18 protein-coding genes are annotated in these 25,297 nt (G+C 57.8%); 7 read left to right on the top strand and 11 right to left on the bottom strand.

Features of this window, described 5'->3' with window-relative positions; all coding sequences use genetic code 11:
- Window positions 1–3: 3 nt before the first annotated feature.
- From KP707_RS11960 to KP707_RS11945, 4 genes are read right to left on the bottom strand one after another with little or no spacing between them, the layout of a single operon-like run.
- Entirely contained in the window at window positions 4–1,539 is a 1,536-nt protein-coding gene (locus KP707_RS11960) for an efflux transporter outer membrane subunit (RefSeq protein ID WP_211503289.1), read from the bottom strand.
- Window positions 1,539–4,817, bottom strand: coding sequence for an efflux RND transporter permease subunit (locus tag KP707_RS11955; protein WP_211503290.1), 3,279 nt, complete (start codon window positions 4,815–4,817; stop codon window positions 1,539–1,541). The genes KP707_RS11960 and KP707_RS11955 overlap by 1 nt, the downstream gene beginning before the upstream one ends.
- On the bottom strand, window positions 4,814–7,999 hold the full coding sequence (locus tag KP707_RS11950; RefSeq protein WP_064275032.1) for an efflux RND transporter permease subunit: 3,186 nt from the start codon (window positions 7,997–7,999) through the stop codon (window positions 4,814–4,816). The genes KP707_RS11955 and KP707_RS11950 overlap by 4 nt, the downstream gene beginning before the upstream one ends.
- Window positions 8,000–8,023: 24 nt before the next feature.
- Window positions 8,024–9,367, bottom strand: a complete 1,344-nt coding sequence (locus tag KP707_RS11945; protein WP_099213183.1) for an efflux RND transporter periplasmic adaptor subunit — start codon at window positions 9,365–9,367, stop codon at window positions 8,024–8,026.
- Between the two features lie 290 nt (window positions 9,368–9,657).
- Between KP707_RS11945 and KP707_RS11940 the strand changes: the two genes are divergently transcribed.
- From KP707_RS11940 to KP707_RS11925, 4 genes are all read left to right on the top strand, one after another.
- A complete protein-coding gene (locus KP707_RS11940; protein WP_046901199.1) occupies window positions 9,658–9,948 on the top strand; it encodes a CsbD family protein in 291 nt (96 codons plus the stop codon).
- Window positions 9,949–10,010: 62 nt separating this feature from the next.
- Window positions 10,011–10,634 (top strand): DUF4339 domain-containing protein, encoded by a 624-nt coding sequence (locus KP707_RS11935; RefSeq protein ID WP_086632958.1) that lies wholly within the window; start codon window positions 10,011–10,013, stop codon window positions 10,632–10,634.
- A 147-nt stretch (window positions 10,635–10,781) separates the two neighbouring features.
- A complete protein-coding gene (locus tag KP707_RS11930) occupies window positions 10,782–11,405 on the top strand; it encodes a ribonuclease HII (RefSeq protein WP_211503292.1) in 624 nt (207 codons plus the stop codon).
- Window positions 11,402–12,487 carry a DNA methyltransferase gene (locus KP707_RS11925; RefSeq protein ID WP_046901202.1) on the top strand — a complete coding sequence of 362 codons (1,086 nt, stop codon included), beginning with the start codon at window positions 11,402–11,404 and terminating at the stop codon, window positions 12,485–12,487. Before KP707_RS11930 ends, KP707_RS11925 begins: the two co-directional genes overlap by 4 nt.
- Window positions 12,488–12,576: 89 nt before the next feature.
- Here KP707_RS11925 and KP707_RS11920 read toward each other — a convergent pair whose 3' ends face one another.
- The 5 genes from KP707_RS11920 to KP707_RS11900 form a co-directional block, all read right to left on the bottom strand.
- Window positions 12,577–13,188: an ankyrin repeat domain-containing protein gene (locus tag KP707_RS11920; RefSeq protein ID WP_099213186.1), complete on the bottom strand. Its 612-nt coding sequence runs from the start codon at window positions 13,186–13,188 to the stop codon at window positions 12,577–12,579.
- 77 nt (window positions 13,189–13,265) lie between these two features.
- Window positions 13,266–15,314 (bottom strand): VWA domain-containing protein, encoded by a 2,049-nt coding sequence (locus KP707_RS11915; protein ID WP_211503293.1) that lies wholly within the window; start codon window positions 15,312–15,314, stop codon window positions 13,266–13,268.
- Window positions 15,311–18,061 carry a DUF4159 domain-containing protein gene (locus KP707_RS11910; protein ID WP_211506854.1) on the bottom strand — a complete coding sequence of 917 codons (2,751 nt, stop codon included), beginning with the start codon at window positions 18,059–18,061 and terminating at the stop codon, window positions 15,311–15,313. Before KP707_RS11910 ends, KP707_RS11915 begins: the two co-directional genes overlap by 4 nt.
- Window positions 18,058–18,984, bottom strand: a complete 927-nt coding sequence (locus tag KP707_RS11905; protein WP_211503295.1) for a DUF58 domain-containing protein — start codon at window positions 18,982–18,984, stop codon at window positions 18,058–18,060. Before KP707_RS11905 ends, KP707_RS11910 begins: the two co-directional genes overlap by 4 nt.
- 5 nt (window positions 18,985–18,989) lie before the next feature.
- On the bottom strand, window positions 18,990–20,018 hold the full coding sequence (locus KP707_RS11900) for a MoxR family ATPase (RefSeq protein WP_211503296.1): 1,029 nt from the start codon (window positions 20,016–20,018) through the stop codon (window positions 18,990–18,992).
- Between the two features lie 94 nt (window positions 20,019–20,112).
- Here KP707_RS11900 and KP707_RS11895 point away from each other — a divergent pair, with 94 nt between their 5' ends.
- From KP707_RS11895 to KP707_RS11885, 3 genes are read left to right on the top strand one after another with little or no spacing between them, the layout of a single operon-like run.
- Entirely contained in the window at window positions 20,113–20,700 is a 588-nt protein-coding gene (locus tag KP707_RS11895; protein WP_211503297.1) for a DUF1285 domain-containing protein, read from the top strand.
- Window positions 20,697–21,902, top strand: coding sequence for a CCA tRNA nucleotidyltransferase (locus KP707_RS11890; protein WP_211503364.1), 1,206 nt, complete (start codon window positions 20,697–20,699; stop codon window positions 21,900–21,902). The genes KP707_RS11895 and KP707_RS11890 overlap by 4 nt, the downstream gene beginning before the upstream one ends.
- Window positions 21,903–21,958: 56 nt before the next feature.
- Window positions 21,959–23,713, top strand: a complete 1,755-nt coding sequence (locus KP707_RS11885) for an ABC transporter ATP-binding protein (protein ID WP_211503298.1) — start codon at window positions 21,959–21,961, stop codon at window positions 23,711–23,713.
- On the opposite strand, the gene KP707_RS11880 is transcribed toward KP707_RS11885, so the two are convergent.
- On the bottom strand, window positions 23,671–24,183 hold the full coding sequence (locus KP707_RS11880; protein ID WP_211503299.1) for an RNA pyrophosphohydrolase: 513 nt from the start codon (window positions 24,181–24,183) through the stop codon (window positions 23,671–23,673). The two genes, KP707_RS11885 and KP707_RS11880, sit on opposite strands and share 43 nt — an antisense overlap.
- Entirely contained in the window at window positions 24,180–25,283 is a 1,104-nt protein-coding gene (locus tag KP707_RS16855) for a divergent polysaccharide deacetylase family protein (RefSeq protein WP_211503300.1), read from the bottom strand. Before KP707_RS16855 ends, KP707_RS11880 begins: the two co-directional genes overlap by 4 nt.
- Window positions 25,284–25,297 lie beyond the last annotated feature (14 nt).

The following is a 25,297-nucleotide window of genomic DNA, read 5'->3' as shown; positions in this document are numbered from 1 at the left end:
TTTTTAGCGCCCGTTCTTGTCTTTTTGGATAAAGGACGGGAGCAACGGATTGTCTGTCTGAAGAGAGGCTTTTGTCGGCAGGTCTTTGGAATTCCAGCCGCCGCCAAGATCTGTCAGCAGAGCAACTTCCGCATTGAATTGCTGCTGACGGATGCTCAGCTGACTTTCTTCATATTGAAGGGCAGTCTGCTGTGCCGTGATGACGGTCGTATAAATCTGGGTCCCGGCGAGATATTCGTTCATGGATACTCGTACGGCGGCCTCGGCACTCGCAACAGCCTGATTCTGAAGTCCTAGCTGCTGATCGAGATAGTGCAGGTTGGACATCTGGTCTTCCGTGTCCTGCATGGCGGCCAGAACGGTCTGTCGATATGTGGCAACCGCATTATCGTAATCTGCCTCAGCTTCACGGACAGCCGCTGTTCTAGCTCCGCCCTGGAAGATCGTTTCCGTGGCTGCAGCACCCAGGCCCCAGGTGCGCGTAGCCGTCTGGATCAGCTGCTGGAGCGGGTTGCCGCTGTATCCATAAGACGCAGAAAGCGTGATTTCCGGGAAGAAGGCACCAATCGCATATCCGATCTCTGCGTTATAGGCTTCCATGTTCCGTTCAGCCTGAGCGACGTCTGGCCGGCGTTCGAGAATCATGGACGGAACGGCTACCGGGGCTGCTGGAATCTCCTTGGGCAGCAGTGCCGCAGCGATAGTGACATCTGCCGGTGCTCGACCGGTCAGCACTGCAATGGCATGCTCATACTGTGCGCGAGCGATATGAGCATTGGCAAGGCTGGCTTCGGTGGATTGCAGCAGATACCGGGCCTGAAGAACGCTTGTTGGATCTGCAACACCGGCCTCAAGCTGGTTCTCAAGGATTTTGAGATTATCCCGGTATAGACCCACGTTGCGCGTGTAGAGATCGATCAGGCTGTCCTGATAGCGCATGCTGAAATAGTCCTGCGCCAGTGTCAGCTGGTAGGACAAGCGCATACTGGCAACCAGTGCGGCGTCGCCCTGCGTCGCGGCGACCTGTTGCTGCACTTGCCGACGTACCTTGCCCCAAACGTCAACTGTCCAGCTGGCAGATGGGCCAGTTGCCCAGGTGTTGCTCGTGTAGGACTGCGACGAGGTGTATGTGAAGCCGCCACTCGTGCTGGAGGCACTGCTGCCCTGTGAATTTCTGTTGAAGCTGAAATTCCCGCTCAGTGTGGGGTACAGGCTTGCCTTGATGGAATCGATTGTCGCAGCTGCTTTGCGATACTGCGCTTCGTATTCCTTCAGGCTCTGATTGGACGTTGCGATCCGTTCTTCCAGATCATTGAGAAGCGGATCATTGAAAATGGTCCACCAGTCGCCTTTGGGCATCTGCACCAGATCCGGGCGTGCCTTGTTCCAGCCGGCTGGGGGAGGCACTTCCTTGAAATGCGGAGAAATGACTGCCGAAGGACGATGGTAATTCGGTCCGACCATGCACCCACTCAGGAAAGGCAGGGCTGCGGCTCCCAGCAGAAGAGTACGCAGGGAAGGCATACGAAGGACGGTCATCAGATTTCCGTTTCCCGGGGCGAGATGTGAAGCAGAATGGCAAAGTGATGTCGGGCGCGGCCGAGCATTTTTCCGAAACGATCGAGGTATAAAAACACGACGGGCGTGCTGTAGAGCGTAAGAAGCTGGCTGACCATCAGGCCACCCAGAATGGCGATGCCAAGCGGGCGGCGGAGTTCGCAGCCATATCCATTCCCGAAGACGAGGGGCACGGCACCAAAGGCTGCGGCCAGAGACGTCATGAGGATTGGGCGGAACCGCAGAACGCTCGCCTGTTGGATAGCCTCAAAAGCTGTCGCGCCTTCACGTTGCGCCACGAGCGCAAAATCGATCAGCATGATGGCGTTCTTTTTGACGATGCCAATCAGAAGAATGACACCAATCATCGCCATGAGTGAGAACTCCTGCCCAAATAACTGAAGGGCGAGAAGGGCGCCGACGCCAGCGGAAGGGAGCGTGGACAGGATCGTCAGGGGATGAATGAGGCTCTCATAAAGCATACCCAGAACGATGTAGACCGCAGCAAGAGCCGCAAGGATCAGCAGAGGCTCATCACTGACAGACTTCTGGAAGGCAGCGGCGTTGCCAGCAAACCCACCGTGAATGGTCGGTGGAACATGCAGTTTGACCATAGCGGCTTCAACGGCCTGCACGGCAGGCCCGAGGGACGCTCCTGGGGCAAGGTTGAAAGACACGGTCGTTGCAACCGAGAGGCCATCATGGTTGACCGTCAGGGCCGTGTTTGTTGCGCGCTGGTATCCAAGCACCGATAGCGGCACCATGTTGGAAACGCTTGTTGCGACGGCGGCACCACTGGACGCAGATTTTCCACCAGCCAGAGCATTGGCCACGGAGTTAATGTAGGACTGCTCGCTTTGCGAGAGCGTGCTGGTTGTGGTGTCGGCTCGAACACGCAGGTTGTTCGAAGACGTGCCACCTGCGGCTGTTCCGCCAGAGGCACTCACCCACATCTGTTTTAGCGTTTCGGGGCTTTCCCAGTATCGCGGAGCGACCTCCATCACCACATGATACTGGTTCAGATTTCCGTAAATAACAGAAGCTGAGCGCTGTCCGAACGCATCGTAAAGTGTGTTGGCAATGAGCTGGGGCGTGATGGAATACCGAGAGGACATATCGCGGTTGATCGCAATGGCAATGGCCTGACCGCCTTCTTCCACATTGGATGAAACATCCATCAGCAGAGGAATTTTTGAGAGTGCCGAGACAATCTTCGGCGTCCATTCATAGAGATCTTCGGCCGACGGACCTTCCAGCGAATACTGATAGGCTGCGTCACCTGAGCGCGCACCTATACGGACGGCACCGGGGGCCATCAGACGGAGCTGCGCGCCTGGAACGTTGGAAAAGGCCCGGTTGATGCGTTGCACCGTGGCGGCCAGATCGTCCTTACGTTCTTCCTTGGATTTCAGAGCAACGAAAAGATTGGCAGAATTGGCTGAACGCCCGCCGGCACCGCCCATAACGCCCGCGACATCCCTGTCTGCCGCTACAACCTTCATGGCGTGAGCCGTGATGTCTTTCAGAGACTGAAAGGACACGGACTGGTCGGCGACCAGACGCCCCATCAACTGACCGGTGTCTTCAGAGGGAAAGAAGCCCTTGGGCATTTTCACAAAGAGAACACCAGCCAAAATCAGGGTGGCCGGCAGAGACATGACGATCAGGAACGGATGCCGGAGGCTCCATCCTAGCGACTGCTCGTAGCCTTTCGCGACCCGGTCGATCATGCGTTCGAGCAGGGAGCCAATTCTGCCCCAGAAACCCTTTGAGGAGGCTGGCGCAGAGGTGAGGATCAGTGCGCTGAGCATCGGGGTGAGGGAAAGGGATAGAACCATGGAAATGGTCAGGGTAATGACCATTACCATCGCGAATTCATGGAATAGCCGACCCGCAATGCCCCCCATGAACATGATGGGAGCGAAAACCACAATCAGGGACACGGTGATGGATAGAACCGTGAAGGCAACTTCGCTGGCCCCAAGGATGGCGGCTTCCATCCGCTCATGACCCATTTCCATGTAGCGGGTGATGTTCTCAAGAACGACGATGGCATCGTCCACAACGAAACCGGTGGAGATTGTCAGGGCCATCAGAGACATATTGTCGAGCTGATAACCCAGCAGTGACATCACCCCAAACGTTCCGATGATCGAAATGGGGACGACAATCGCTGGAATGAGAATGGCGGACACGCTGCGCAGGAACAGCAGCACAACGACGACGACCAGCACCACGGCTATGATGAGGGTCTGTTTCGTATCATTCAGGGACGCGCGGATTGTCTTGGATCGGTCAATCAGGACGTTGATATGGGTGTTGCCCGGCATTGCCGACTGGAGAATGGGAAGGCGCTTGCGAATACCATCAACCGTCTTGATGACGTTGGCGCCGCCCTGTGTGAACACCGTACAGATGATGGCGCGCTGACCATTGAGGAAGCCTGTCTGGCGTAGATCTTCAACGCTGTCATTGACTTCCGCGACATCTGTCAGGCGGACGGGTTGGCTGTCACGATAGGCGACGACAAGCCCACGATAATCGACGGCCTTGCTGGCCTGATCGTTGGTGGACAGCATGAGACGCGTGCCGTGGGAGTCAATAAAACCCTTCGGTGTGTGAGCGTTGGCCGATGCAAGTGCCGCGCGAACATCTTCGAAACCAATGCCATAGCGGAACAGGCGGAGGGGATTTAGTTCTACGCGAACCGCAGGGAGGGAACTGCCGCGGATTTCGACTTCGCCGACGCCCTCAACCTGACTGAGCTGCTGAATCAGAACGTTGCTGGCAAACTCATAAAGCTCCTGTGGCGTCCGTGTGCTGGACGTCAGCGTCAGTGCAACAACCGGGGGGCCGTTGGAGTTGGCTTTGTCGTAAGTCGGGTTTGTGCGCAGAGTGGAGGGAAGATCCTGGCGTGCGCCCTGGAGTGCAGCTTCGACGTCTCGTGCGGCACCATTAATGTCGCGGGAGAGGTCAAACTGAAGAGTAATGCGCGTCTGATTGACCGTTGATTCAGATGTCATCTCCGTCACGCCTGAAATCGCGCCCAGATGTCGCTCCAGCGGTGCTGCGACTGTACTGGCGATCTCGGAGGGAGAACCGCCAGGCTGGTTCGCCATCACCATGATGACCGGGAAGTCCACGTTCGGCAGATCGGCGACGGGTAGGCTGAAATAGCCCAGGATGCCGCCGATCAGGAGCGCGACGGCCAGAAGGATCGTTCCAACTGGCCGCATGACGAAAAGGCGGATCAGCTTCACGGGTTGCTGTGGGTGCTTGGAGTTTGCGCCCGGCCTGCGTGATAGCGCTGCATGAGCGTCCTTGTCTTACGACCGATGCCGTCCATGAACAGATAGATGACCGGAGTGGTGAACAGGGTCAGCATCTGTGACAGCATCAGGCCACACACAATCGCCACGCCGAGGGGGCGGCGCAGTTCGGAGCCGACGCCATGGCTCAGCATGAGAGGCAGGGCACCGAACAGGGCGGCCAGTGTCGTCATGAGGATTGGACGAAAACGCAGGAGGGCTGCCTGACGAATGGCTTCGAGCGGTGTGTGCCCTTCCAGTCGCTCAGCCTCGAGGGCGAAGTCGATCATCATGATGGCATTCTTTTTCACAATGCCGATCAGCAGCACGATGCCGATGATCCCCATGATGTCGAGGTCCATACCGAACAGGTACAGGCCAATCAGCGCGCCGATAGCAGCGGATGGCAGCGTGGACAGGATGGTGATGGGGTGGATGAAGCTCTCATAGAGAATACCCAGCACAATATAGACCGCGATGACCGCAGCCATAACAAGCCAGACTTCGTTCGTCAGAGACGAGCGAAAAGCTGCGGCTGTGCCCTGGAACGCAGTTTCAAATGCGGGAGGAAGGCCAAGCTGCTTTTCAACCCGTTCAATGGCACTTGTTGCCGCACCAAGCGAATACCCTTTCGAGACGTTGAAAGAGATCGTCGTGGCTGGGAACTGGCCGTAATGACTGATGAGGAGGGGGGCAAGGCTATGACTGATTGTCGTAACCTGCTTCAGCGGGACCAACCCGGACGTCGGCTGACGTGTCGGCCCGGAGGTGCTGCTGCCTGCTTCGGATGAAATCCCCGGCAGGTACAACTGGTTGAGGGACGTCAGGTCGTTTTGAAGGTCTGGAAGCGCTTCCAGAATAACGCGGTACTGGTTGGCCTGCGTGTAGATCGTTGAAATCTGACGCTGGCCATAACTGTCATACAGAAGGTTATCGACCGTCTGCGGTGTGATGGAATAACGCGCACCCGTTGCACGATCGAGCGAGAGCTGGGCAACCAGACCTTCAGCCTGCAAATCGGACGTGACATCCGACAGGGAAGGCTCCTGTTTCAGCGCGTCGACAATTTTTGGAACCCAGGTTTTGAAGGTGTCGTAATCCGGGTTCTCAAGCATGAACTGGTATTGTGTGGCCGAAATCGAGGAATCCAGAGACAGATCCTGAATCGGCTGAACAAACAGCTGCGTTCCGATGACATTCTGGCCGACCTGGCCCAGACGCTGAAGGATGGTCGACAGGTCGGAGGTGCGCTCGTCCCGCGCCTTGAGATTGATCAGGAAACGACCGACGTTCAGCGTCATGTTCTGACCGTCAATTCCCACAAAGGAGGAGATGCTGGCTACATCCGGATCCTTGAGGATCTCGGCGCCCAAAGCGGCCTGACGTTCTTTCATGCCATTGAAGGAAATGGCCTGCGACATGACGGAAATGCCCTGCACAACGCCAGTATCCTGCGTTGGGAAGAAGCCTTTTGGGATTGTGTAGGCCAGTGCGCCCGTCAGGATAATTGTTCCGAGCGTGACCAGAAGCGTCAGGCCACGGAACCGCAGAACCACGTCCAGCCAGCGGCCATACAAGGCAATCATGCCATTAATGCCACGCTCGGTGCCATCGGAGAGGCGGCCCCAGATTCCACGGCTCTTGGACGGAGCGTGCGTATCCGTCAGCATCCGCGCGCACATCATTGGAACCAGCGTAATGGATACGATGGCCGAGATGACGATCGTGATGGAGAGCGTCATGGCGAATTCGTGGAACAGGCGTCCCACGACATCCTTCATGAACAGCAGTGGGATGAGCACTGCGATCAGCGAAACCGTTAGCGAGATGATGGTAAAGCCAATTTCGCCGGCACCCTTCAGGGCAGCGGTGTAACGGTCTTCGCCAGCTTCCACGTAGCGGGCAATGTTCTCGATCACCACGATGGCGTCATCCACCACAAAGCCCGTGGCAATGGTGAGGGACATCAGCGACAGGTTATCGAGCGAGAACCCGAGTAGGTACATCGCCGCCATGGTGCCCACCAGCGAAAGCGGGACCGACAGGCTGGGAATGATGGTGGCAGGGACATTGCGCAGGAAGACGAAAATGACGCCGACCACGAGCAGCATGGACAGACCCAGCTCGTATTCAACATCGTCAACAGAGGCGCGGATGGTTGTTGTCCGGTCTGTCAGCGGTGTGATTTCGATGCCAGGGGGTAGGTCCTGCTTAAGCTGGGGCAGGATGCGAAGAACATTGTCCACCACGCCAATCACGTTGGCGCCGGGCTGACGCTGAACATTCAGAATCAGGGCAGGGGTTTTGTTCGACCATGCCGCCAACTGAGTGTTCTCTGCGCCTTCGACGACAGTAGCCACATCGCGAACGCGGATCGGGCCGCTGTTCTGATAGGCAATGATTTGGTCCATCAACTGATCGACGGACTTGATCTGCCCATCAATGCGCAGGGACGTAGAGCGCTTGGGGCCGTCAAATGTGCCCGTCGGGGAGTTGACGTTCACCGTTGTGATGATGGTCCGCAGCGTATCGATCGCGATGCCGTATGATGTCAGCTTCGGGATGTTGACCTGAATACGATACGCTTTGCGATTACCACCAGACAGCGTGACGAGCCCCACGCCGGAGATCTGGCTGATCTTCTGCTCAAGGCGCGTGTTGACGTAATCTTCTACTTCCGGGAGCGGCAGGGTTTTCGACGTGATACCCAGTGTCAGGACCGGAGTATCCGCCGGATTGACCTTCGCATAAATCGGAGGTGCTGGCAGATCTGTTGGCAGCAACGATGTCGCGTTGTTGATGGCGGCCTGAACTTCCTGCTCGGCCACGTCCATGGACATGTCGAGGCCAAAGCGCAGAGTGATGACCGACGCCCCGCCAGAAGACTGAGACGTCATCTGGTCAAGGCCCGGCATCTGCCCAAGCTGCGTTTCAAGCGGAGCGGTGATGGACGTGCTCATCACGTCTGGTCCGGCGCCCGGGTAATAGGTCGAGACCGTAATGGTTGGATATTCAACCTGTGGCAGTGCTGAGACTGCCAGGAAGTGGTAGCCGAGCAGTCCGCTCAGCAGGATGGCGAACATCAGGAGGCTGGTGGCAACCGGACGCTCGATGAACAGGCGGGACGGATTCACGGTCTTGCTGTTCCCTGTGAGCGGTCAGTGATTGCCGGTGACATCGGCTGCGGACGGATCATTGCCACGCTTGGCGGCATCAGTGCTTTGCTGACCATTGCTATGGCGATGATGGGTCTCGGCCGTTTTGGCTTCAGCTGCAGCATTCTGTGTCGTGGGAGCGGAAGTGTCAGGGATCGAGATTTTCTGACCCGGGCGCAAATGGCTCACGCCATCAGTCACGACACGATCACCAGCTTTCACACCGGACAGAATGACGGCGTTGCTGTCGTCCGTCTCGCCAACTTTGACCGGAAGATCCTTCACAGTCATGTCCGGCTGCACAACATAAAGGAACTGTCCGTCCGGGCCGGTCTGAAGCGCATTACCCGGCACGATAAGAACGTTGTGCAGTGTATTGACGAGCAGGCGGGCATTCACGAATTCATTCGGGAACAGCCGTTCGTCTTCATTGGCGAAAATGCCACGCATACGGACCGTGCCGGTGGACGTGTCGATTTGGCTGTCCAGCGCCTTCACGGTGCCGGTAGCGATTTTCTGGGTGTTATCACTGTTCCAGGCTTCGACCGGAAGTTCCTGAACTTCACGCAGACGGTCAGCAACCGGGCCAATCTGGTTTTGCGGCACAGTAAAGATAACGGAGATTGGCTCCATCTGTGTCAGGATTGTCAGGCCGCCGGACTGGCCAGCGGAGACATAGTTGCCCTTATCGAGCACACGGATACCGACGCGGCCATCAACCGGGGCAATGATGTGACAGTACATCACGTTCAATTCAGCATTATGGACGTTGGCTTCGTCGAACTTCACAGTGCCTTCAAGTTGCTGAACCGTGAATTCCTGATCCCGGGCCGTCATCGCGGATGTTGAATTCTGACGGATCAGCTTCTGGTAACGGGCATTATCCACGCGGGCCTTTTCAAGCTGGGCGCGGTCAGCTGCAAGTGTTCCTTTGTACTGGGCAAGAATTGCTTCGTACGGACGTGGATCAATCAGCTCCAGTTCATCGCCCTTTTTAACGTGCTGGCCTTCCTGATAATAAACATCAAGAATATGACCATCCACGCGGGGGGTAATTGTTACGTTCGTTACGGGAACGACGGTGCCAATCAGTTGCAGGATCACAGGCATGTCGCCTGTATGCACCGTGGCAACAGCAACAGGCTGCGTATCGCCCGCTGCGCCGTTTTTGCGCGATTTTCCGGAATGAGATCCATGCGTCCGCAGGACTGCAAAAAGGATCAGCAGAATCACCAGAACAATTGTGCCCCATAGCAGCCAGCGACGGCGGGGGCGTCGGGCTGGTGTGGGGGACTGGGCGTTGATGCTCTGGTGGCGGTCGCTGGGTCCGGCCGTCTGCTCGTCCATAGTGGTCCTGTCTTTCCCGTACAGCTTTTTGGCATGGATGCGCCTGAGAAACGGCATCCTTCCGTCAGTTGTTCTCTTATAGTGCAGCGAATGCAATGCTGCCATGACGGGACCTTAAATCCTGTTCAGGTTCAGCAACGAATTTGAAACATGGAAGGCTAAGGGATTGCTTTTCAAGGCAATCTCTCTCTTGCTTCATTTCACGCTCGCACCATATCCTTATGGAAACCCGATGGTCCGTGGGCCGTTTAAGGCAGGAACGGATCATATCCGGATAAGGAGATACAGACATGGCTGATACGACAGGTACAAAGGCCGAGGGCCTTCTTGATGAAGTCAAGGGCAAGGTCAAGGACGGCGTTGGTGGTCTGACGGGTGACACTGCCACGCAGGCAGAGGGCAAGTTTGACCAGCTTTCGGGTATGGCTCAGCAGGAATTCGCCGATCTTTATGACGAAGGTGAAACGAAGCTTGAAGCTGCTACGGCGTTCGTTCAGGACCGTCCGCTTATCTCCATCGTCATTGCCACCGTCGTTGGCATGATTGTTGGCGGCCTGCTGTTCGGTCGCAAGAGCAGCTGATTTCACACACGCATTACTTCGTGTGCTAGAAGCCTCCCGGAGTAATCCGGGAGGCTTTTTCTATGGAATGGTTTTACGAGAATAACGGGCAGCAGACAGGGCCCGTATCCCGTGAAGAAATTCTGCGTCTGATCATGCAGCAGCGGATTCGTCCGGAGACGCTGGTCTGGACGTCAACCTTTGGGGATTCCTGGCGTCCGGCGTCGTCCGCCGGGCTGGTATCGCCATTGACCGGACTTGTGCGTCCTTCCGCAGAAATTTCAGAGCACTGGGCCTGGGCGCTACTTGTTGGTCCATGGATCATGGGACGTGTAACGCTCTACATCATGGACTGGCGGCACGTGGCAGAAGCCGACCGTATGAACACGATGTCCGTGGTCAGCCTTCTGGTGTTGGGTCTGTTCTTTACGGCGTTTTTCATGGATCGGAACTCGATCCGGGAAACAGGCGCGACACCGCCGGGGTTCTGGTGGTGGCTTTTCCTGCCTGGATATTTCTGGCGCCGCCGTCAGATCACCGGACGAGGCCGATCGCTTCTTGTCGTGAGCCTTGTGCTGCTCGTGTTCAACATCGGTGACACCCTCAGCCGTTGGCCGGAAATACAGCAACAGGTGAAGCACGGTCACCATGTGACTAGTGCTCCCCAAGACCCCGCGGAAGGCGACGGCGAGCAGGAAAACCTCTGAAAGGCACGAGAAAGAGTCTTTCGAGGCACACTTGACAACTTATTCTGAAAAATAACCCATTTTTGGGCTTCCCTTTCGAGTCGCCATGATTCAAAACCGATTCGGTAGTCAGTTGATTGACCGGATTGGTCGGGGAGAAGTTCAGGAATGCCAGATTACGCCCTTGAAGCGGCCCATGGCGGGCTGGTCGTCGGGATCGACGAAGTCGGGCGTGGTCCTCTGGCTGGACCTGTAGTCGCAGCAGCCGTTGCGTTCACCTCTCCCCCTGATGAAACGCTTTCGCGCCTTCTTGATGATTCCAAGAAACTGACAGCGAAGCGTCGTATGGTCGCCTATGACCTGCTGATGCAGGCGCCGAACATCCTGATTGGGGTGGGCGCAGCATCCGTCACGGAAATTGAACAGATCAACATTGCGCAGGCCTGCCACCTGGCCATGAGACGAGCGTTGGACCGGTTGGATCGCATGCCGGATCTCGCGCTGGTTGATGGCAAGCACGCGCCCAAGCTGCCCTGTCCCATTCAGATGGTGATTGGTGGAGATGGCATCAGCCTCTCCATCGCGGCAGCCTCTATTATCGCAAAAATTACACGAGACCGCCTGATGGCCCGTCTTGCCGTTCGGCATGATGCCTATGGATGGGAGCGCAATGCCGGATATGGCACCGCTGTTCATATGAGCGGCCTGAAAACACAGGGTGTGACGCCCCATCACAGGCGCGGATTTGCGCCTATTCGAAACATGATTGAAGCAGAGGCACACGCAGCATGACCGGCGAACTCCCAGTGGACCAGATCCTGCGTGGTGAATGCGTGGAGACGATGAAGACCCTGCCGGATGGCAGCGTGGACTGCATCTTTGCCGATCCGCCATATAATCTTCAGCTTCGTGGCGAACTGCGTCGCCCGGACGAAACTGTTGTTGATGGCGTCGATGATGCCTGGGACAAGTTCGACGATTACTCGGCGTACGACAAATTCACGCGTGAGTGGCTGTCAGAAGCACATCGTATTCTGGACAAGGACGGCACGATCTGGGTGATCGGCTCCTATCATAACGTGTTTCGTCTCGGTGCCATTCTTCAGGATCTTGGGTTCTGGATCCTGAACGACATTATCTGGCGCAAATCCAACCCGATGCCGAATTTTCGTGGGCGCCGGTTTACGAATGCTCATGAAACGATGATCTGGGCTGCCAAGAGCCCGCAGAGCCGTTATCGCTTCAATTATCAGGCCATGAAAGCGCTGAACGACGACCTTCAGATGCGATCGGACTGGTACTTGCCGTTGTGCACGGGGAACGAGCGCCTCAAGAACGAACACGGTTTGAAGCTGCATCCGACGCAGAAGCCGGAAAGCCTTCTGCATCGTGTGCTGGTGGCTTCCACGAATGTTGAGGATGTCGTGCTTGACCCATTCTGTGGCAGTGGCACGACACCTGCGGTGGCCAAGCGACTGGGGCGTCACTACGTCGGAATTGAACGTCACCCCGATTATGTCAAGGCTGCGCGTGAGCGGGTTGCCCGCGAGGAACGTCTGACGTCCGAGCATGTCGCTGTTACGCCTGCCAAACGTGACATTCCACGGATCCCGTTCGGGAGTTTCGTGGAAACGGGTGTCTTGCCTGCGGGAACGGCACTGTATGATCGTCAGAAGCGTCTGAAGGCAACGGTCACGCCAGATGGCACGCTGGTATCGGGCAATCAGCGTGGTTCCATTCACAAGTTGGGCGCAATGCTGACCAATGCGCCTTCCTGCAATGGATGGACATTCTGGTTCTTTGAGCGGGACGGAGAAATGGTGCCGATTGATATTCTGCGCCAGGAAAGCGTTGCCCTGCGTAACGTCGGCTAAGCACTCTTCCGCTCTGAAAAACAGATTATAAAAAAGGCCGGAAGGAGAACTCTCCTTCCGGCCTTTTCTGTTTTTAAAACGTTAGGAAATCAGCGTCCTGCAAATCCAAGGAAGCCGGATGCCGGATCAGCGGTACCGCCCTTTTCATCGAAATGAGGAGAAGGCGCCGCACGGGTTGCTGTCGAGGCTTTGCCGCCGATTGTCAGGTGACCGCTGCCACCTTTCATCTGCACGCCGCTATCCTTAACGCTCGTTTCCAGACGCCCGTCCGGATTGTAGGTCCGCATGGAAAGCAGCAGGAACATGATGTCCTTGCGGTTCAGGTCAATCGCCATGTCCAGCGGGGTTTGATCAAGAATGTTGTGGCCATTCATGTCAGCACCGCGATTCAAGGCTTCCTTGGACGCATTCAGCGAGCCGCGATTGATGGCGTCGAAGAGAGCTGTCGTCGGGTTCGTGTCCACACGCGCATGACCTGCGTCGTCATCTGCGGCTTCTGCACCGGGCAGGGCTGAAGGAGGGGCTGCACGTTTGGCAGCCTTGCGGGCTTCTGCCTTTTTGGCAGATTCTTCCGCATCCTGTTCAGCTTCCGCATCATCGGCATCCTGCGCATGGGCAGAGTGCCAGGGCACGAAGATTGTCGGTGTGGCTGCCAAAGCGGCAATCAGCAGAAGGCGGGGCAGGGTGAGGGGCAGTCGCATAGGGTCAATATACTGCGATCTGAAGTCCTGTGCGAGTCTCCAGAATCGTCGTCCGCAACTTGTCACATGCTGCAATATCAACGTCCTTCCCGCCACCAGCCCACGCCAAGGAATATCAGCGCCAGAACCAGCGCCAGCCATGCCGGAACAAGGTCCTGTGTACGCGTCTCTCCTGCGACCGCAGCCTGACTCACAGGCAGGCCGATCCACCCGGAGCCGGAGAGATCTCGGCCAGCTGTGACCTGGCGCAGATGAGGAATACCGATTCCTGCCCAGTTCTGGCTTCCGCCCGATGCCTGGGCCGTTGCCCCCATGACTGTTGCGGTCGCGCGGAGGTCCTGCCGTTCAAGAATATCCTGTGCGGCAGGGCTGGCGAAGGCCACGAGGCCATCTTGCCGGATGGTCCAGATCCCGCTGCCTGTTACAGGCATTGTGCCATGCCAAAGGCCTTTCCCGCCCGTCATGGAGAGGGGCTGGGTGTGTCCGTCCGGAAAGGTGATCATGGCTTGCAGTGTTATGGTTGTCTGACCCAATGCGTGACGGTCCACCGCAAGTTGACCATTTTCAATGCGGGCACTCAGCCGGTTTTCTTCAAGATCCGGCTCCTTCATGAGCCAGTGCGAAAGACGGCGCAGCAATTCAGCCTGTGGACCGCCTCCGCCCTCATTGCGGGACCAGAGCCAGAGCTGATCAGACAGGAGCATTGCCACGCGGCCCTGATCCACTCGGTCAAGCAGAAGGAGAGGTGAGCCATTGGGGCCGCTCATTAGATTCTGGCCGTGGGACTGATCCACCTTCGCTGAGCGGTACCAAGGGCCCCAGTCAGCGCTGTTTCCCAGTCCCGCAGTGACCGGATGAGCTTTGCCAAGGTCTGTCAGGGCCGGACGAAAAGCCTGCGTTACGAGACCATCGGTTGGGACATGTGCTGGAAAAACCTGAGCCAGTGTTGTGTCCTGCAAGGAGCCATCCTGCACGAATTCCGGCCCCGCCGTGACAAGCAGACCACCCCCACGGCGAACATAATCCGCGATGTTCGTCAGATACTCTTCCGGCAGGATGTTGCTGTTACGAAATCCATCCAGAATGATGAGATCAAAGCTGCGGATTTTTTCCTGGAACAGTTCCCTGATGGGGAAAGGTATCAGCGCCAGATCCGAAAGCGGTGTGCCATCATCTGTGCTCGGGGAGCGAAGAATGGTGAAGTGGACCAGATCGACCGACGGGTCCGCTTTCAGCAGGCGGCGCCAAACGCGCTCACTCTGGTTCGGGACGCCAGAAACCAGCAGAACGCGCAGCCGGTCCCGAACGCCGCGAATGCGAATAACGTCGTTGTTGTTCAGCGTAGAGGCCTCGCCCGGGAGGGCTGAGACGGAGAGGCCAACCAGTGTTTCACCGGGGTGCTGGACAGGAACGGTAATATCCTGCGGCTGGCCTGTTTGGATCGTGCGAGTTGTTGCAGGAGCGTCTCCCGCACGGACAGTCAGGGTTGCTGTCGCCGGGGTGGGCGTTCCCAGATCGTCGACTTGAAGGCGAATGGTCGCGTTCTGGCCGACAATAGCATACGGCGGAGTGCTTAAAATTCGCAGACGACGATCCGTTTCTTCTCCCTTCGCCGCCAGAACCAGATGGAGCGGTAGTCTCTGTCCGTTCGGGCCCTGAAAGCGAGTTGGAAGCCGTGATGGGATGTCATGATCCATGCCATCCGTGACAACGATGGCTCCGGCAAAACGACCTTGCGGCAGATCCGCGTGATCCATTGCGTCAAACAGGCGCGTTCCGTGGCCGGAGCCTCCCGGCACATCAATGCGATGAAGTGTCAGGCCCGGCAGGTGCGTTGCATCCTGCGTGATCTGATTGGCTGTCTGATCTGCGAGAGACGTACGCTGCCCAACCTGCATGGACGGAGAATGATCCACGATCAGGAGGGCATCCTGTGGAACAGGTCGAAGAACCGGGTGCAGGGAGCGCGGTCCAGCCATCCAGCCCAGAAGCATCAGTACGGCCAACGCACGCCAGACCATCCCGCGTGCACCACGCACCCAACCGTAAAGGGCGCCTAGAATAATTAGTGCGCCCACAGTAGCCAGAAGCCAAAGTGGAAGCATGGGGGCAAGGTCGAACGTCATGGTGCGTCCTCCTCGTCTTCGTCCGTGCCGACGGAGGGGCTTTGCGTGTCAGGATTGTCCTGCCCCAGACGATGGAGCATTTCCGGGTAATGGGCCTGATCGCTCTTGTAGTTTCCGGTCAGGGCGTAGAGCACCATGTTGACACCAAAACGATAGGCTTGTGTGCGCTGATCATCCCCGCCGGGAAGAACGGCGTAAGGGTGGTTGCCGGACGCATCGACAGCCCATGCGTGGGCCCAGTCTCCGTTGCCGATGATGACGGGGCTGACATCATCGTTCGCTTCATCTCCGTTACGAGCCACATAAACGGGCTGCCCATTGACGCGCCCCGGGAAGCCGCTGTGGAGTAGATAGAACGTGTGCCCCAGAACGTGCTTGTCCGTGAGTTTGGCAAGAGGAGGAATGGTCAGTCCGTCCGTGACGCGCTTCAGAGCGGCTCTCACAGCGCCTCCTGATCCTGCATCCATATCCGTGCCGGCGCCCTGCTGATCAATCAGCAGAATCCCGCCGTGATCTATGAAGGCGTTCAGGGCTTTGGTGCGAGCGGCATCCGGTTGTGCATCTGCTGTAATTGGCCAGTAGATGAGCGGATAAAACGCCAGATCATCTTTCCCGGGAACAACACCGTCAGGGTGCCCAAGCAGGGCAGAGCTTCGGGCACTTGTATAGTCAGACAATCCCTGAAGTCCCTCCCGCGAGGCTGTATCCACATCGTCATTGCCAGTGACGACATAAGCCAGCCGGGTCTCCAATGCGGCCTGCGGCACCGTTGTCGGGAGTACTGAGGGGTCTGGTTGCTGAGCCTGGGCCTGTTGGAACGACAGTACCACAAGTGCACCACACAGAGGGCCAAGCAGGCCACGCCGTCGCAGTGACAATGCAAAATCCACAAGCAGGACCAGCAGCCCGGTGGCCAGAAGCCATGGACCAAGCGCCCGGTCTGGTGACGCGCCTTCGGGCGTAAGCTGCGTTCCCATGAGCGCCTCTTCCCGAAGAGGGGGGGCGTGATCGGACAGGTTCAGTGGGCGTGTTCCGTGGGCGGGACCATAGAGCCCTGCTGGGTGTGTGACGCTAACTTCTGTGGTGGCAAGAGCATTGGCTTTGACGGCCCTGGCTGCTGCGGGAGGCATCGTGAGGCCACCGGTGCTGTCCAGTGTGCGCCAAGGGGTAAGATCGGTGGGGCTCGTGCCAGTCACGCCTGCGGAGCGCTCGATCAGACGCTCCAGCATCTGTGGAAACAGGCCGGAAATGGGAAGATTGGACCAGTCCGGAGAGGCTGTAATGTGGAACAGGACAATTTCTCCATTGCCTTCCGACCGTGCCGTTACCAGCGGCGTCCCGTCTGCCAATGCGGCCCAGACGTGATCTTGCAAACCCGTTTCCGGCTTCGCAAGAACCTGTCGTGAGACTGTCACGTCTGGTGGAATGGCGAGGTCAGCAAAAGGCGACGTGGCAGGGAAAGTTTCCAGAGCCTGAGGCTTGCCCCAGGACATCGGCCCCCCAAGCTGGCGCATACCGCTCATCAGGGGAACGGGCAGCAGAGCATCCGGGGCGTCGTCGGTCGCATTATCCTGTTGCGAAGACTGAGCGGCTGCAAGGCCCGGGCCAGCAAAGCGGATAAGCATTCCACCATGGCGGACCCACTCCAGAACGCGGTTGCGGGTCTGGTCGCCAGAGAGGGAACCATCGGTAGCCACCAAGACGGAAAGTGACGAACCGAGCAGAGCGCTCGCGTCACCGGTTCGGCGTTCCGAGAGTGTATCGAGCGCATGGTTAAGGAAGAATGCTGAACCAATGAGCGGTGTGTTGTCACCGGGCGTCTGAAGGAGACCAACAGGGCGACGATGTCCGGCGTCTCCTCTCAGCACTGTTGTCGCTGGGCCTGCCAGGCCTTCTACAGCGAAATGATCCAGCTGATTGCGAAGCAGCGCAGGTAGCGGAAGTATTTTGTCCTCGCCAACCTGAACCGGATATGCCGCCAAGGTCCCGCCATTCCCTGCAACGGCACGAACCGTCACTGTCCGGCTGGGGCAGGAAAACCCTTCGACCTTCGCGTGAAGAGTGCCGTTTGCCTCCTGATTGGCACTCAGGCGTAGAACATCGCAGGGGTTCCAGCGCATATCCTGCAAGGCTTCTGCTTTGCTCAGGGCTTTTTGCAGAGCTTCGTCATGAGGGGCGGCAACCCCGTCAGACAGCAGAGTAATATGTTGGTTCGACAAATCCATATGGCCAAGCTCGTCAGCCAGCCCCGCACGATCAACCGGCCAGGGCTGAGGGCGCATGTGCTCAAAACGTTCCGAAAGAGCGTGGCTGTCTCTCGTGACGAAAGGCTCCGGCATCGCGCCATCGGGGGAGCGGGCTGCACGAACAAGTGTTACGGGGTTTCCGCTGCGGAGAGCTGATTGTCCAAGGGAAAGAGCCGCTGCAACGCGTTCATTCCAGTGCGGGATTGCGGCCCATCCGTCATCCATAACAATGAGGACAGGACCGTTAGTCTTCCCAGAACTGTGTGGAATGAGGACGGGACGGGAAAGGCCGAAAATAACCAGTGCAACTGCGGCAATCCGCAGAATCAGGAGCCAAAGAGGCGAACGAGCTGCATCCTCCCGCTGCGCCGTCAGGCGGCGGAGCAGCAGCAGCGATGGAAAGGACTTTTCCTGCGGGGCAGGAGGTGTCGCGCGGACAAGCCACCACAGCGCTGGAAGTGCCAGCAAACCAAGCAGAAGAAGAGGCGAAAGAAAAATCATCGTCCGCTTCCCATGGCAAGGTGGAGTGCCAGCAGCGCAGGGAGTGGGTCCTGCGATGTTTCATGCACAATGCAGTCGGCATGCAGGTTTGCTGCACTTGCTTTCAACGCATCCAGATGCGCTGAGACCGCGTGTTCATAAGCTGAATTAAGACTTTCCACGGCGGGAAGGGTCAGAACACCGCCCTCCAGACCGGAAAAGCGGATTCGTCCTGTCTGGTTAAGGGAACGCTCGCCGGGATCCAGAATGCAGAGCAGATGGACGCGGACAGGCCGACTGGCACAATGCTTGAGAACGGCTTCGATCCGGTCTTCTTCCCAAAGAAAGTCACTGATGAGAACCAGATCTGTCTGAGGTGACAGCGCATTTAGTGGAGGAAGTTCTGGTTCATCCGTCGAAGAGTGAAGGAGAGCTTCGCCAAGCCGGCTGAGCACCTGAGCTCCACCAAAAACGCGTCCGGCTTCTGGCCCTGTCAGAAGGCCAGCCCGTTCACCACCGCGGAGAGCCGCACCGGCCAGTGCCAGTGTACAGACTTGAGCGCGCTCCCGTTTGGTGGGGACCTGGTTGGAAGACCGCCAGTCCATGGATGCAGAAGGGTCGCACCACACGAGCAGAGACTGGGCGTTTTCCCGCTCCCGTTCCCGCACCCAGAACGTGTTTTCGATGGGAGAGCGTGCGGACTGCCGCCAGTCAATGGCCGTTGCCGGTTCCCCAGAGTGATAGGGGCGGAACTGCCAGAAGTCTTCTCCACTCCCGGAGCGTCGGCGGCCATGTGTGCCAGCCTGAAGGCTGGCTGCAATCTTTTCGGCCTGAAGCAGCAGAGCCGGCAGGGCGAGCCGCTCGGCTGGTGCCGTGAGAGAGGCGGGAGAGTGCCTGTTCTGGGAGGAGAACAGGCCCCGGAGCGTTTCAATCGGACTTTTCACAGGGGTCAGAGAATCGTTTGAGCCTGCGCGCGGATCAGGGCTTCGACTGTTACGCCGGAGGCCCGCGCACCGAAACCAAGACCGATACGGTGTGAGAGGACGGGTTCTGCCAGCGCGATAACATCGTCCAGGCTGGGGGCAAGACGGCCGTTCAGCAGGGCGCGGGCACGGGTCGCAATCATCAGGGCCTGCGCGGCGCGAGGACCTGGGCCGAAAGAAACGGCATCCCGTACTTCGGAAGAAGCAGACGGGTCTTCTGGACGAAGGGCGCGCGTCAGGCTCAGGATCGCGTCAACGATTTTATCGCCAACAGGAAGCCGACGAACGAGGGCCTGCGCTGCCAGAAGGGATTCGGCGTTCAGAAGCATCGGCGCCTGTGCCGTTGTGGCGCCCGTGGTTTGCAGGAGCATCTGGCGCTCTGCGTCCCGATTTGGGAAATCCAGCGGAATGCGAAGCATGAATCGATCGAGCTGTGCTTCTGGCAGCGGGTAGGTGCCCTCCTGCTCGATCGGGTTCTGTGTTGCGAGAACGTGGAAGGGGCTTGGAAGAATGTAATCCTTGCCACCCTGCGTCACGCGGTGTTCTGCCATGGCCTGCAACAGGGCGGACTGCGTGCGGGGGCTCGCGCGGTTGATTTCATCCGCCAGTACAAGCTGTCCGAAGATCGGGCCAGGAAGGAAACGGAACGCCCGCTGTCCGTTAACGTCCTGATCCAGGATTTCAGCACCCGTGATGTCTGACGGCATCAGATCAGGCGTAAACTGGATACGCGTGGCATCCAGTCCCAGCACGCGGGAGGCCGTGTTGACGAGAAGGGTTTTGCCAAGGCCCGGCGCACCCATCAGAAGTGCGTGACCGCCAGACAGGATCGTGACGAGAACCTGCTCGATCACCCGGTCTTGTCCCAGCACGATACTGCCGATAGCTGTGTGGACATCGCGGAGAACAGGGGCCAGACGATCGGCCTCGGCCACATCTGCTTCGCCCCGGAGGGTTCCGGCGGAGGCGCCGGTAGAATAATGCTGCTCGCTCATATCACCAGTCTGACAGGTGTGGGGGTTTCATCAAGGCTCGATTGCACCCAACTTGGTGTGAGAAGAGAAGTTTTCATTTTAACCGGAGGGAAAATTGAGCGCTCATGATTGTCGGGATGTCTCCCCATCTGACGTTTTCCCAGCGACGGGATCTGCTGATGCGGCTCCAGCACCGGCTACCGGTGTCCGGAAAATTCCATTTCTGATTCGCCGGGATGGCACCTGGCTGTATCGGGGGTCTCCCGTGACGCGCAAGGCGATGCTTTGCATGTTTTCGTCCATGCTGACACGCGATAGCGAAGGCACGTACTGGCTGAAAACACCCATGGAAAGCGGGGTTATTCAGGTCGAGGACGTTCCCTACATCGCTGTTGAAATGGACTTTCGGGGAAGTTGTGGGCGCCATCAGACGCTCTGTTTCCGCACCAATATGGACGAACTCGTTTGCGTGGGGCCGGAACACCCTATCGCGTGTGACTGGGACCGTCCGCTCGATGAGTGTGGCGCCATTCCTTACGTTCATTTGAGAAACGGGGAAGGTGACTTCCCAATCCAGGCGCGAATCAGCCGATCCGTCCATTTTGAGCTCGCGGCTCTTGCCGTTCAGGGTCATGTTGAGGGCAAGCCGTGTCTGGGCGTCTGGAGTCAGGACTGTTTCTTCCCGTTATCCCACCAACCATGACGGATACATCCGGACTTCTGGCCCGTCTGGACGACCGGAGTGGTCTGGATGTGTTGTGGAGGCTCCTGCCAGACGCACGTTTGGTTGGCGGGTCCGTCAGAGATCTGCTGCGGGGCGTCTCCGTGCACGATCTGGATATGGCAACACCTGAGCCCCCCGACATCGTACAGGACATTCTCAAAGCCAACGGAGTCCGGGTTATTCCGACCGGATTGTCTCATGGCACTGTGACGGCTGTGATTCGTGGTGTGCCGTACGAAATTACAACCCTCCGGCGTGACGAGCAGACAGATGGTCGGCATGCTGTTGTTGCCTGGACAGAAAGCTGGGAAGAGGACGCTGCACGCCGCGACTTTACCATCAACGCGATGTCTCTGGATCGGCATGATCGGCTGCATGACTATTTCCAGGGCAGCCAGGATCTTGAAGCCCATCACGTTCGATTTGTTGGAAACGCCGGGCGCCGCATTGAGGAAGATGCTCTGCGGGCGCTCAGATTTTTTCGCTTCGATGCCCGCTATGGCAGGGGAACACCGGATCATGAGGCCTGCACGGCGATTGCGGAACGGCTTGATCTGATTGATGGCTTGTCTGCCGAACGGATTGCCTCAGAACTCCTGCGGATTCTGACGGGACCAAGAATACAGGAAACGCTGCAGGCTATGCAGGACGTTGGCCTTTTGGCTCGGATTGTCCCTGCACCCAATCTGGTCCTGTTACAGCGGCTTCTGATGTGTGAAGCGCCAGAAAATCCAGTGTTGCGGCTATCGGCTCTCGGTCATGGGCAAGGTGAATTTTTGGCAGAGCGTCTAAGGCTCTCCAATGCGGATCGTGACCGGCTACGTTTGTTTGATTCTGATCGGCCAGATCTGGCACCCGCAATGTCTGCTGACGATGTCCGGCGAGCACGTGTGGAACAAAACCTTCCCGTTTTGCTGGACAGAAGCTGGCTGTTGCAGGCTGCGCTGATTGGTGTCCCAAGTATTGAATGGAACAGGCTGCGAGATCGTCTGGAGCAGGAACCGCAACCTGTGTTCCCGCTTGGAGGCAAAGAGGCCAGAGACGCCGGGATTATGCCGGGCCCAGGTATGGGGCAGTGGTTGGCTAAGGGGCGTTTGTGGTGGATGAACCACGGGTGCCTTCCGGGTCGAGACGCATGCATGGCGTATCTTCTGGATGAGATGGGCGACGCGTCAGAGTAGGCTCATGGCGTCGTCGCGGTTTCGTGCTTTTGCAGAGGCCTGCTAAACCCCCTCGAATGAGCAGAAAGACAGCCCTTGATACAGACAGCCAGATTCTGATTCGACGGATCTGGCGTGATGAAATGCGTCATCACGTGCGCCAGATTGTGAGCGTGGTTGTGCTGACGGTTCTGATGGCAGGACTGACTGCGCTCTATCCAGTGGTGATCAAACGCGCTGTAGACATGTTTGCGGCTCAGGACCCGCGCATTCTCTACCAGGTGCCGGCACTCGTTGTGATTGTAACGACCCTCAAAGCTGCGTCGCAGTATGGGCAGACAATTGCCGTTCAGGGGCTGGTACTGACTGTTATCCGCGGGCTTCAGTCGCGGATGTTCGCACATGCCCTGCAAACAGACATTTCGCGCATTGAGCGCGAAGCGCCTGCTCAGTGGGCCGCACGTTTCACAACGGACGCTGTTTCGATCCGTGAAGCCATGGTCCGGGTCGTGAATGCGTTGGGCGACGCTGTTACTGTGGTCGGGCTTGTAGCAGCCATGATCTGGGCTGACTGGGAACTTAGCCTGATTGCTCTAGTGCTTTATCCCGTCGCAGCAGTGCCGATTCAGAAGCTTGGTAAAAAGGTTCGTCGGGCTTCGGGGGGAATGCAGGAGCAGATTGGCGAGACCTCTGCGCTCCTCAATGAGAGCTTTGCCCTGGCGCGTCAGGTGCGCATTTACCGGATGGAAAGTCGGGAAAGCGAGCGCGTCGATCATTCTCTGGATCTGTTGCACACTGCTTTTCTGCGGATTGCGAAGGGACGTGCACGCGTCGATCCGGTTCTGGAAGTTCTGGGTGGTACAGCTGTTGCCGTTGTGCTGGGCTTCGCTGGGTGGCGTGCCGCCATGGGGGGCGCCACGCTTGGTGATTTCACAGCTTTCATCACAGCGCTCTTGACGGCGGCGCGCCCAATCCGGGCTCTGGGCTCTCTTAATACGGCGATGCAGGAAGGATTGGCCGGGCTGTCTCGTGTCTTTGCAGTGATTGATGAGCCTCCTGCGGTTGTCGAACAGACGGACGCTCTGGTTGTTCCAAGTGGGACAGGGCATCTGGTTTTTGAAGAGGCGTCTTACGAATACGAAGATGGGCGTGTCGGACTGGCCGGTCTAACCCTGGATGTTCAGCCGGGGCAAACAGTCGCGCTGGTGGGCCCTAGTGGTGCGGGAAAATCGACTGCACTCTCCCTGATCCCACGCCTGCATGACGTGACGGCAGGGCGTATTCTGCTGGAGGGCGTAGATATCCGGGATGTGCGCGTATCGTCCCTGCGTGATGCGATTGCGTATGTCAGTCAGGACACGACGCTTTTCGATATGTCGCTCATGGAGAATATCTGGATTGGCCGCCCGGATGCGAGCAGGGAAGAAGTCGAGAACGCCTGTCGGATGGCGGCTGTCGATTTTCTCGGTAATCTCCCACATGGACTGGAAACGCGTGTTGGGCCGGGGGGACGGCGCCTTTCAGGGGGACAGCGACAGCGTGTTGCTCTCGCGCGGGCTCTTCTGCGTAACCCGCGCGTACTGTTGCTGGACGAAGCAACAAGTGCGCTGGATTCCGAGAGTGAATCTCGTGTTCAGGAAGCTCTCGGTACGCTTCGCACCGGTCGCACCACTGTTATTGTGGCGCACCGACTTTCAACCGTGCAGGCTGCCGACGTTATCGTTGTGATGGATGGAGGCAAGGCCGTTGAATCTGGGTCTCATGCGGAGTTGCTCAAAAAGAACGGTCTCTACGCCCGCTTGGTCCGAAGCCAGTCTCTTGAAGCGGCCTGATAGAGGTTTTTGAGTTCAGGCAGGAGCGTTTCATAAAGCTCTCGCTTGAACCCCAGATTGCGCTGAAGAAGATCCTCAGGGGCAATCCATTCCCATGTATCGAACTCGGGCGGGAGATGAAGATCCAGACGGATATCCCCGTCCTCCCCATCAAATCCGAGAACGAACCATTTCTGTGTCTGGCCTCTGAATTTTCCGCCTAGCGCGCGACCAATCAGGGGAGCAGGAAGATCATAGGACAGCCAGTCCGGCCGTTCTGCGAGCAGTGTCGCCTTCGTGCAGCCAGTTTCTTCTTCAAGTTCACGGAAGGCCGCAGTTCGCGGGTCTTCTCCGTCATCAATACCGCCCTGGGGACATTGCCAGATGTCTCCAGGAAGATCGGCGCGACGGGCGACGAAGAGCTCTCCATGACGATTGAACAACGCCACGCCAACATTGGGCCGGTAGGGCAGGTCTGAAAAATCGGTCATAGGGGTGCCGTATGGATGTTTGTTGACTGAATGGATGCCTGATGATCCGTCGTGCCGTTATCGGCAAGTGCGGAGGGCGGGACCAGAATGAAACGCTCTGCCGCCGGGCTTTTCAACCATGCTTCAAGGCGGTCGATTGCAACGGGTGTCAGCGGCCCCATCATCAACAGAACATGGGTGGGCTTGGCCCCTTCCGGGACTAGGGCTGCAAACTTTGCGTCAAGCGTTTTGGCATCTGTGTCACCATTGATCCACGTGGACGCTGTCATACCCCGGATACGGCGGTCTTCCTGCGAAGATCTGCTGATATACAGAAAGCCACGGCTGGAAATCGTATCTGCCAGAGATTGAAATGCAGGCGTAGTTGCGTAGCCATCTGCCGGTTGGCTGTCTCCGGCTTCGGAGGCATCGGTTAGACCTGTGGCTCCTTTAGCCTGCGAGAGGCACCAGTCCAGTTCCTGTCGGTCTTCCGCTTCCGAATTGCCATAGCCTAACGCATGAGGGCCTTCGTCAACCTGCTCCGGATGAGCACTTTGCATGGGGAGTGTGACGTAAGTTTCGCGATGGGCCGCGTGCGCTCGGGACAGGACATCTGTCAGATTGCCAAGATAGGGCGAGACACCGACCGCAACAGGCTCAGGGATGCGGGAAAGGACGTCATATGTCATGGCGTCTGAATACCCGAAACCTTCGAGCACGATGGCCACAACGCTTTTGCCTGAAGCGGTAATTGTTGCCAGATCGGTATGGGTTGTCTGCGCAATCGGGGGCGGCATTTCCGGCGTTTTTATAGCTGACGCAGGTTGCACTGGTGAGACCGATGAATTTGCATTGAGAGCGGCTTTGGAATTCTGAATTACCGGCGTAGCCTGGGGGGAGGTATTCTCACCGGAAGCAGCATTTTCTGGCGGGTGTGATGGTATCGCCAAAGCCATTTTAGTTTTTTGTGGTGGCATGTCAGCAGGTGTCTGATGCCGAAGCATCAGGGCTGCTGCCGTGCTGCCAACCAGGACGACACCCCAGAACACGATCAGAAGACGCCCGATAACGGGGAGGCGGCTCCAGAGCCCAGAGCGGGATGAAGCGGGACGGTTCTGCACGGTCTGGGCTGTCC

This window comes from Gluconobacter sp. P5E10, from assembly GCF_018812145.1.
Classification (GTDB): Bacteria; Pseudomonadota; Alphaproteobacteria; order Acetobacterales; family Acetobacteraceae; genus Gluconobacter; species Gluconobacter cerinus.
Note: the sequence above shows the minus strand (reverse complement) of the source record. Positions and strands in the feature narration are given on the sequence as shown.

Excerpts from the sequence above, each read along its gene's own strand:
- KP707_RS11900 (WP_211503296.1), bottom strand. The coding sequence starts at position 20,018 with ATGAGCGAGCAGCATTATTCTACCGGCGCCTCCGCCGGAACCCTCCGG.
- KP707_RS11960 (WP_211503289.1), bottom strand. The coding sequence starts at position 1,539 with ATGACCGTCCTTCGTATGCCTTCCCTGCGTACTCTTCTGCTGGGAGCC.
- KP707_RS11935 (WP_086632958.1), top strand. The coding sequence starts at position 10,011 with ATGGAATGGTTTTACGAGAATAACGGGCAGCAGACAGGGCCCGTATCC.
- KP707_RS11920 (WP_099213186.1), bottom strand. The coding sequence starts at position 13,188 with ATGCGACTGCCCCTCACCCTGCCCCGCCTTCTGCTGATTGCCGCTTTG.
- KP707_RS11930 (WP_211503292.1), top strand. The coding sequence starts at position 10,782 with ATGCCAGATTACGCCCTTGAAGCGGCCCATGGCGGGCTGGTCGTCGGG.
- KP707_RS11945 (WP_099213183.1), bottom strand. The coding sequence starts at position 9,367 with ATGGACGAGCAGACGGCCGGACCCAGCGACCGCCACCAGAGCATCAAC.
- KP707_RS11925 (WP_046901202.1), top strand. The coding sequence starts at position 11,402 with ATGACCGGCGAACTCCCAGTGGACCAGATCCTGCGTGGTGAATGCGTG.
- KP707_RS11885 (WP_211503298.1), top strand. The coding sequence starts at position 21,959 with ATGAGCAGAAAGACAGCCCTTGATACAGACAGCCAGATTCTGATTCGA.
- KP707_RS11915 (WP_211503293.1), bottom strand. The coding sequence starts at position 15,314 with ATGACGTTCGACCTTGCCCCCATGCTTCCACTTTGGCTTCTGGCTACT.
- KP707_RS11910 (WP_211506854.1), bottom strand. The coding sequence starts at position 18,061 with ATGATTTTTCTTTCGCCTCTTCTTCTGCTTGGTTTGCTGGCACTTCCA.
- KP707_RS11890 (WP_211503364.1), top strand. The coding sequence starts at position 20,697 with ATGACGGATACATCCGGACTTCTGGCCCGTCTGGACGACCGGAGTGGT.
- KP707_RS11940 (WP_046901199.1), top strand. The coding sequence starts at position 9,658 with ATGGCTGATACGACAGGTACAAAGGCCGAGGGCCTTCTTGATGAAGTC.
- KP707_RS11880 (WP_211503299.1), bottom strand. The coding sequence starts at position 24,183 with ATGACCGATTTTTCAGACCTGCCCTACCGGCCCAATGTTGGCGTGGCG.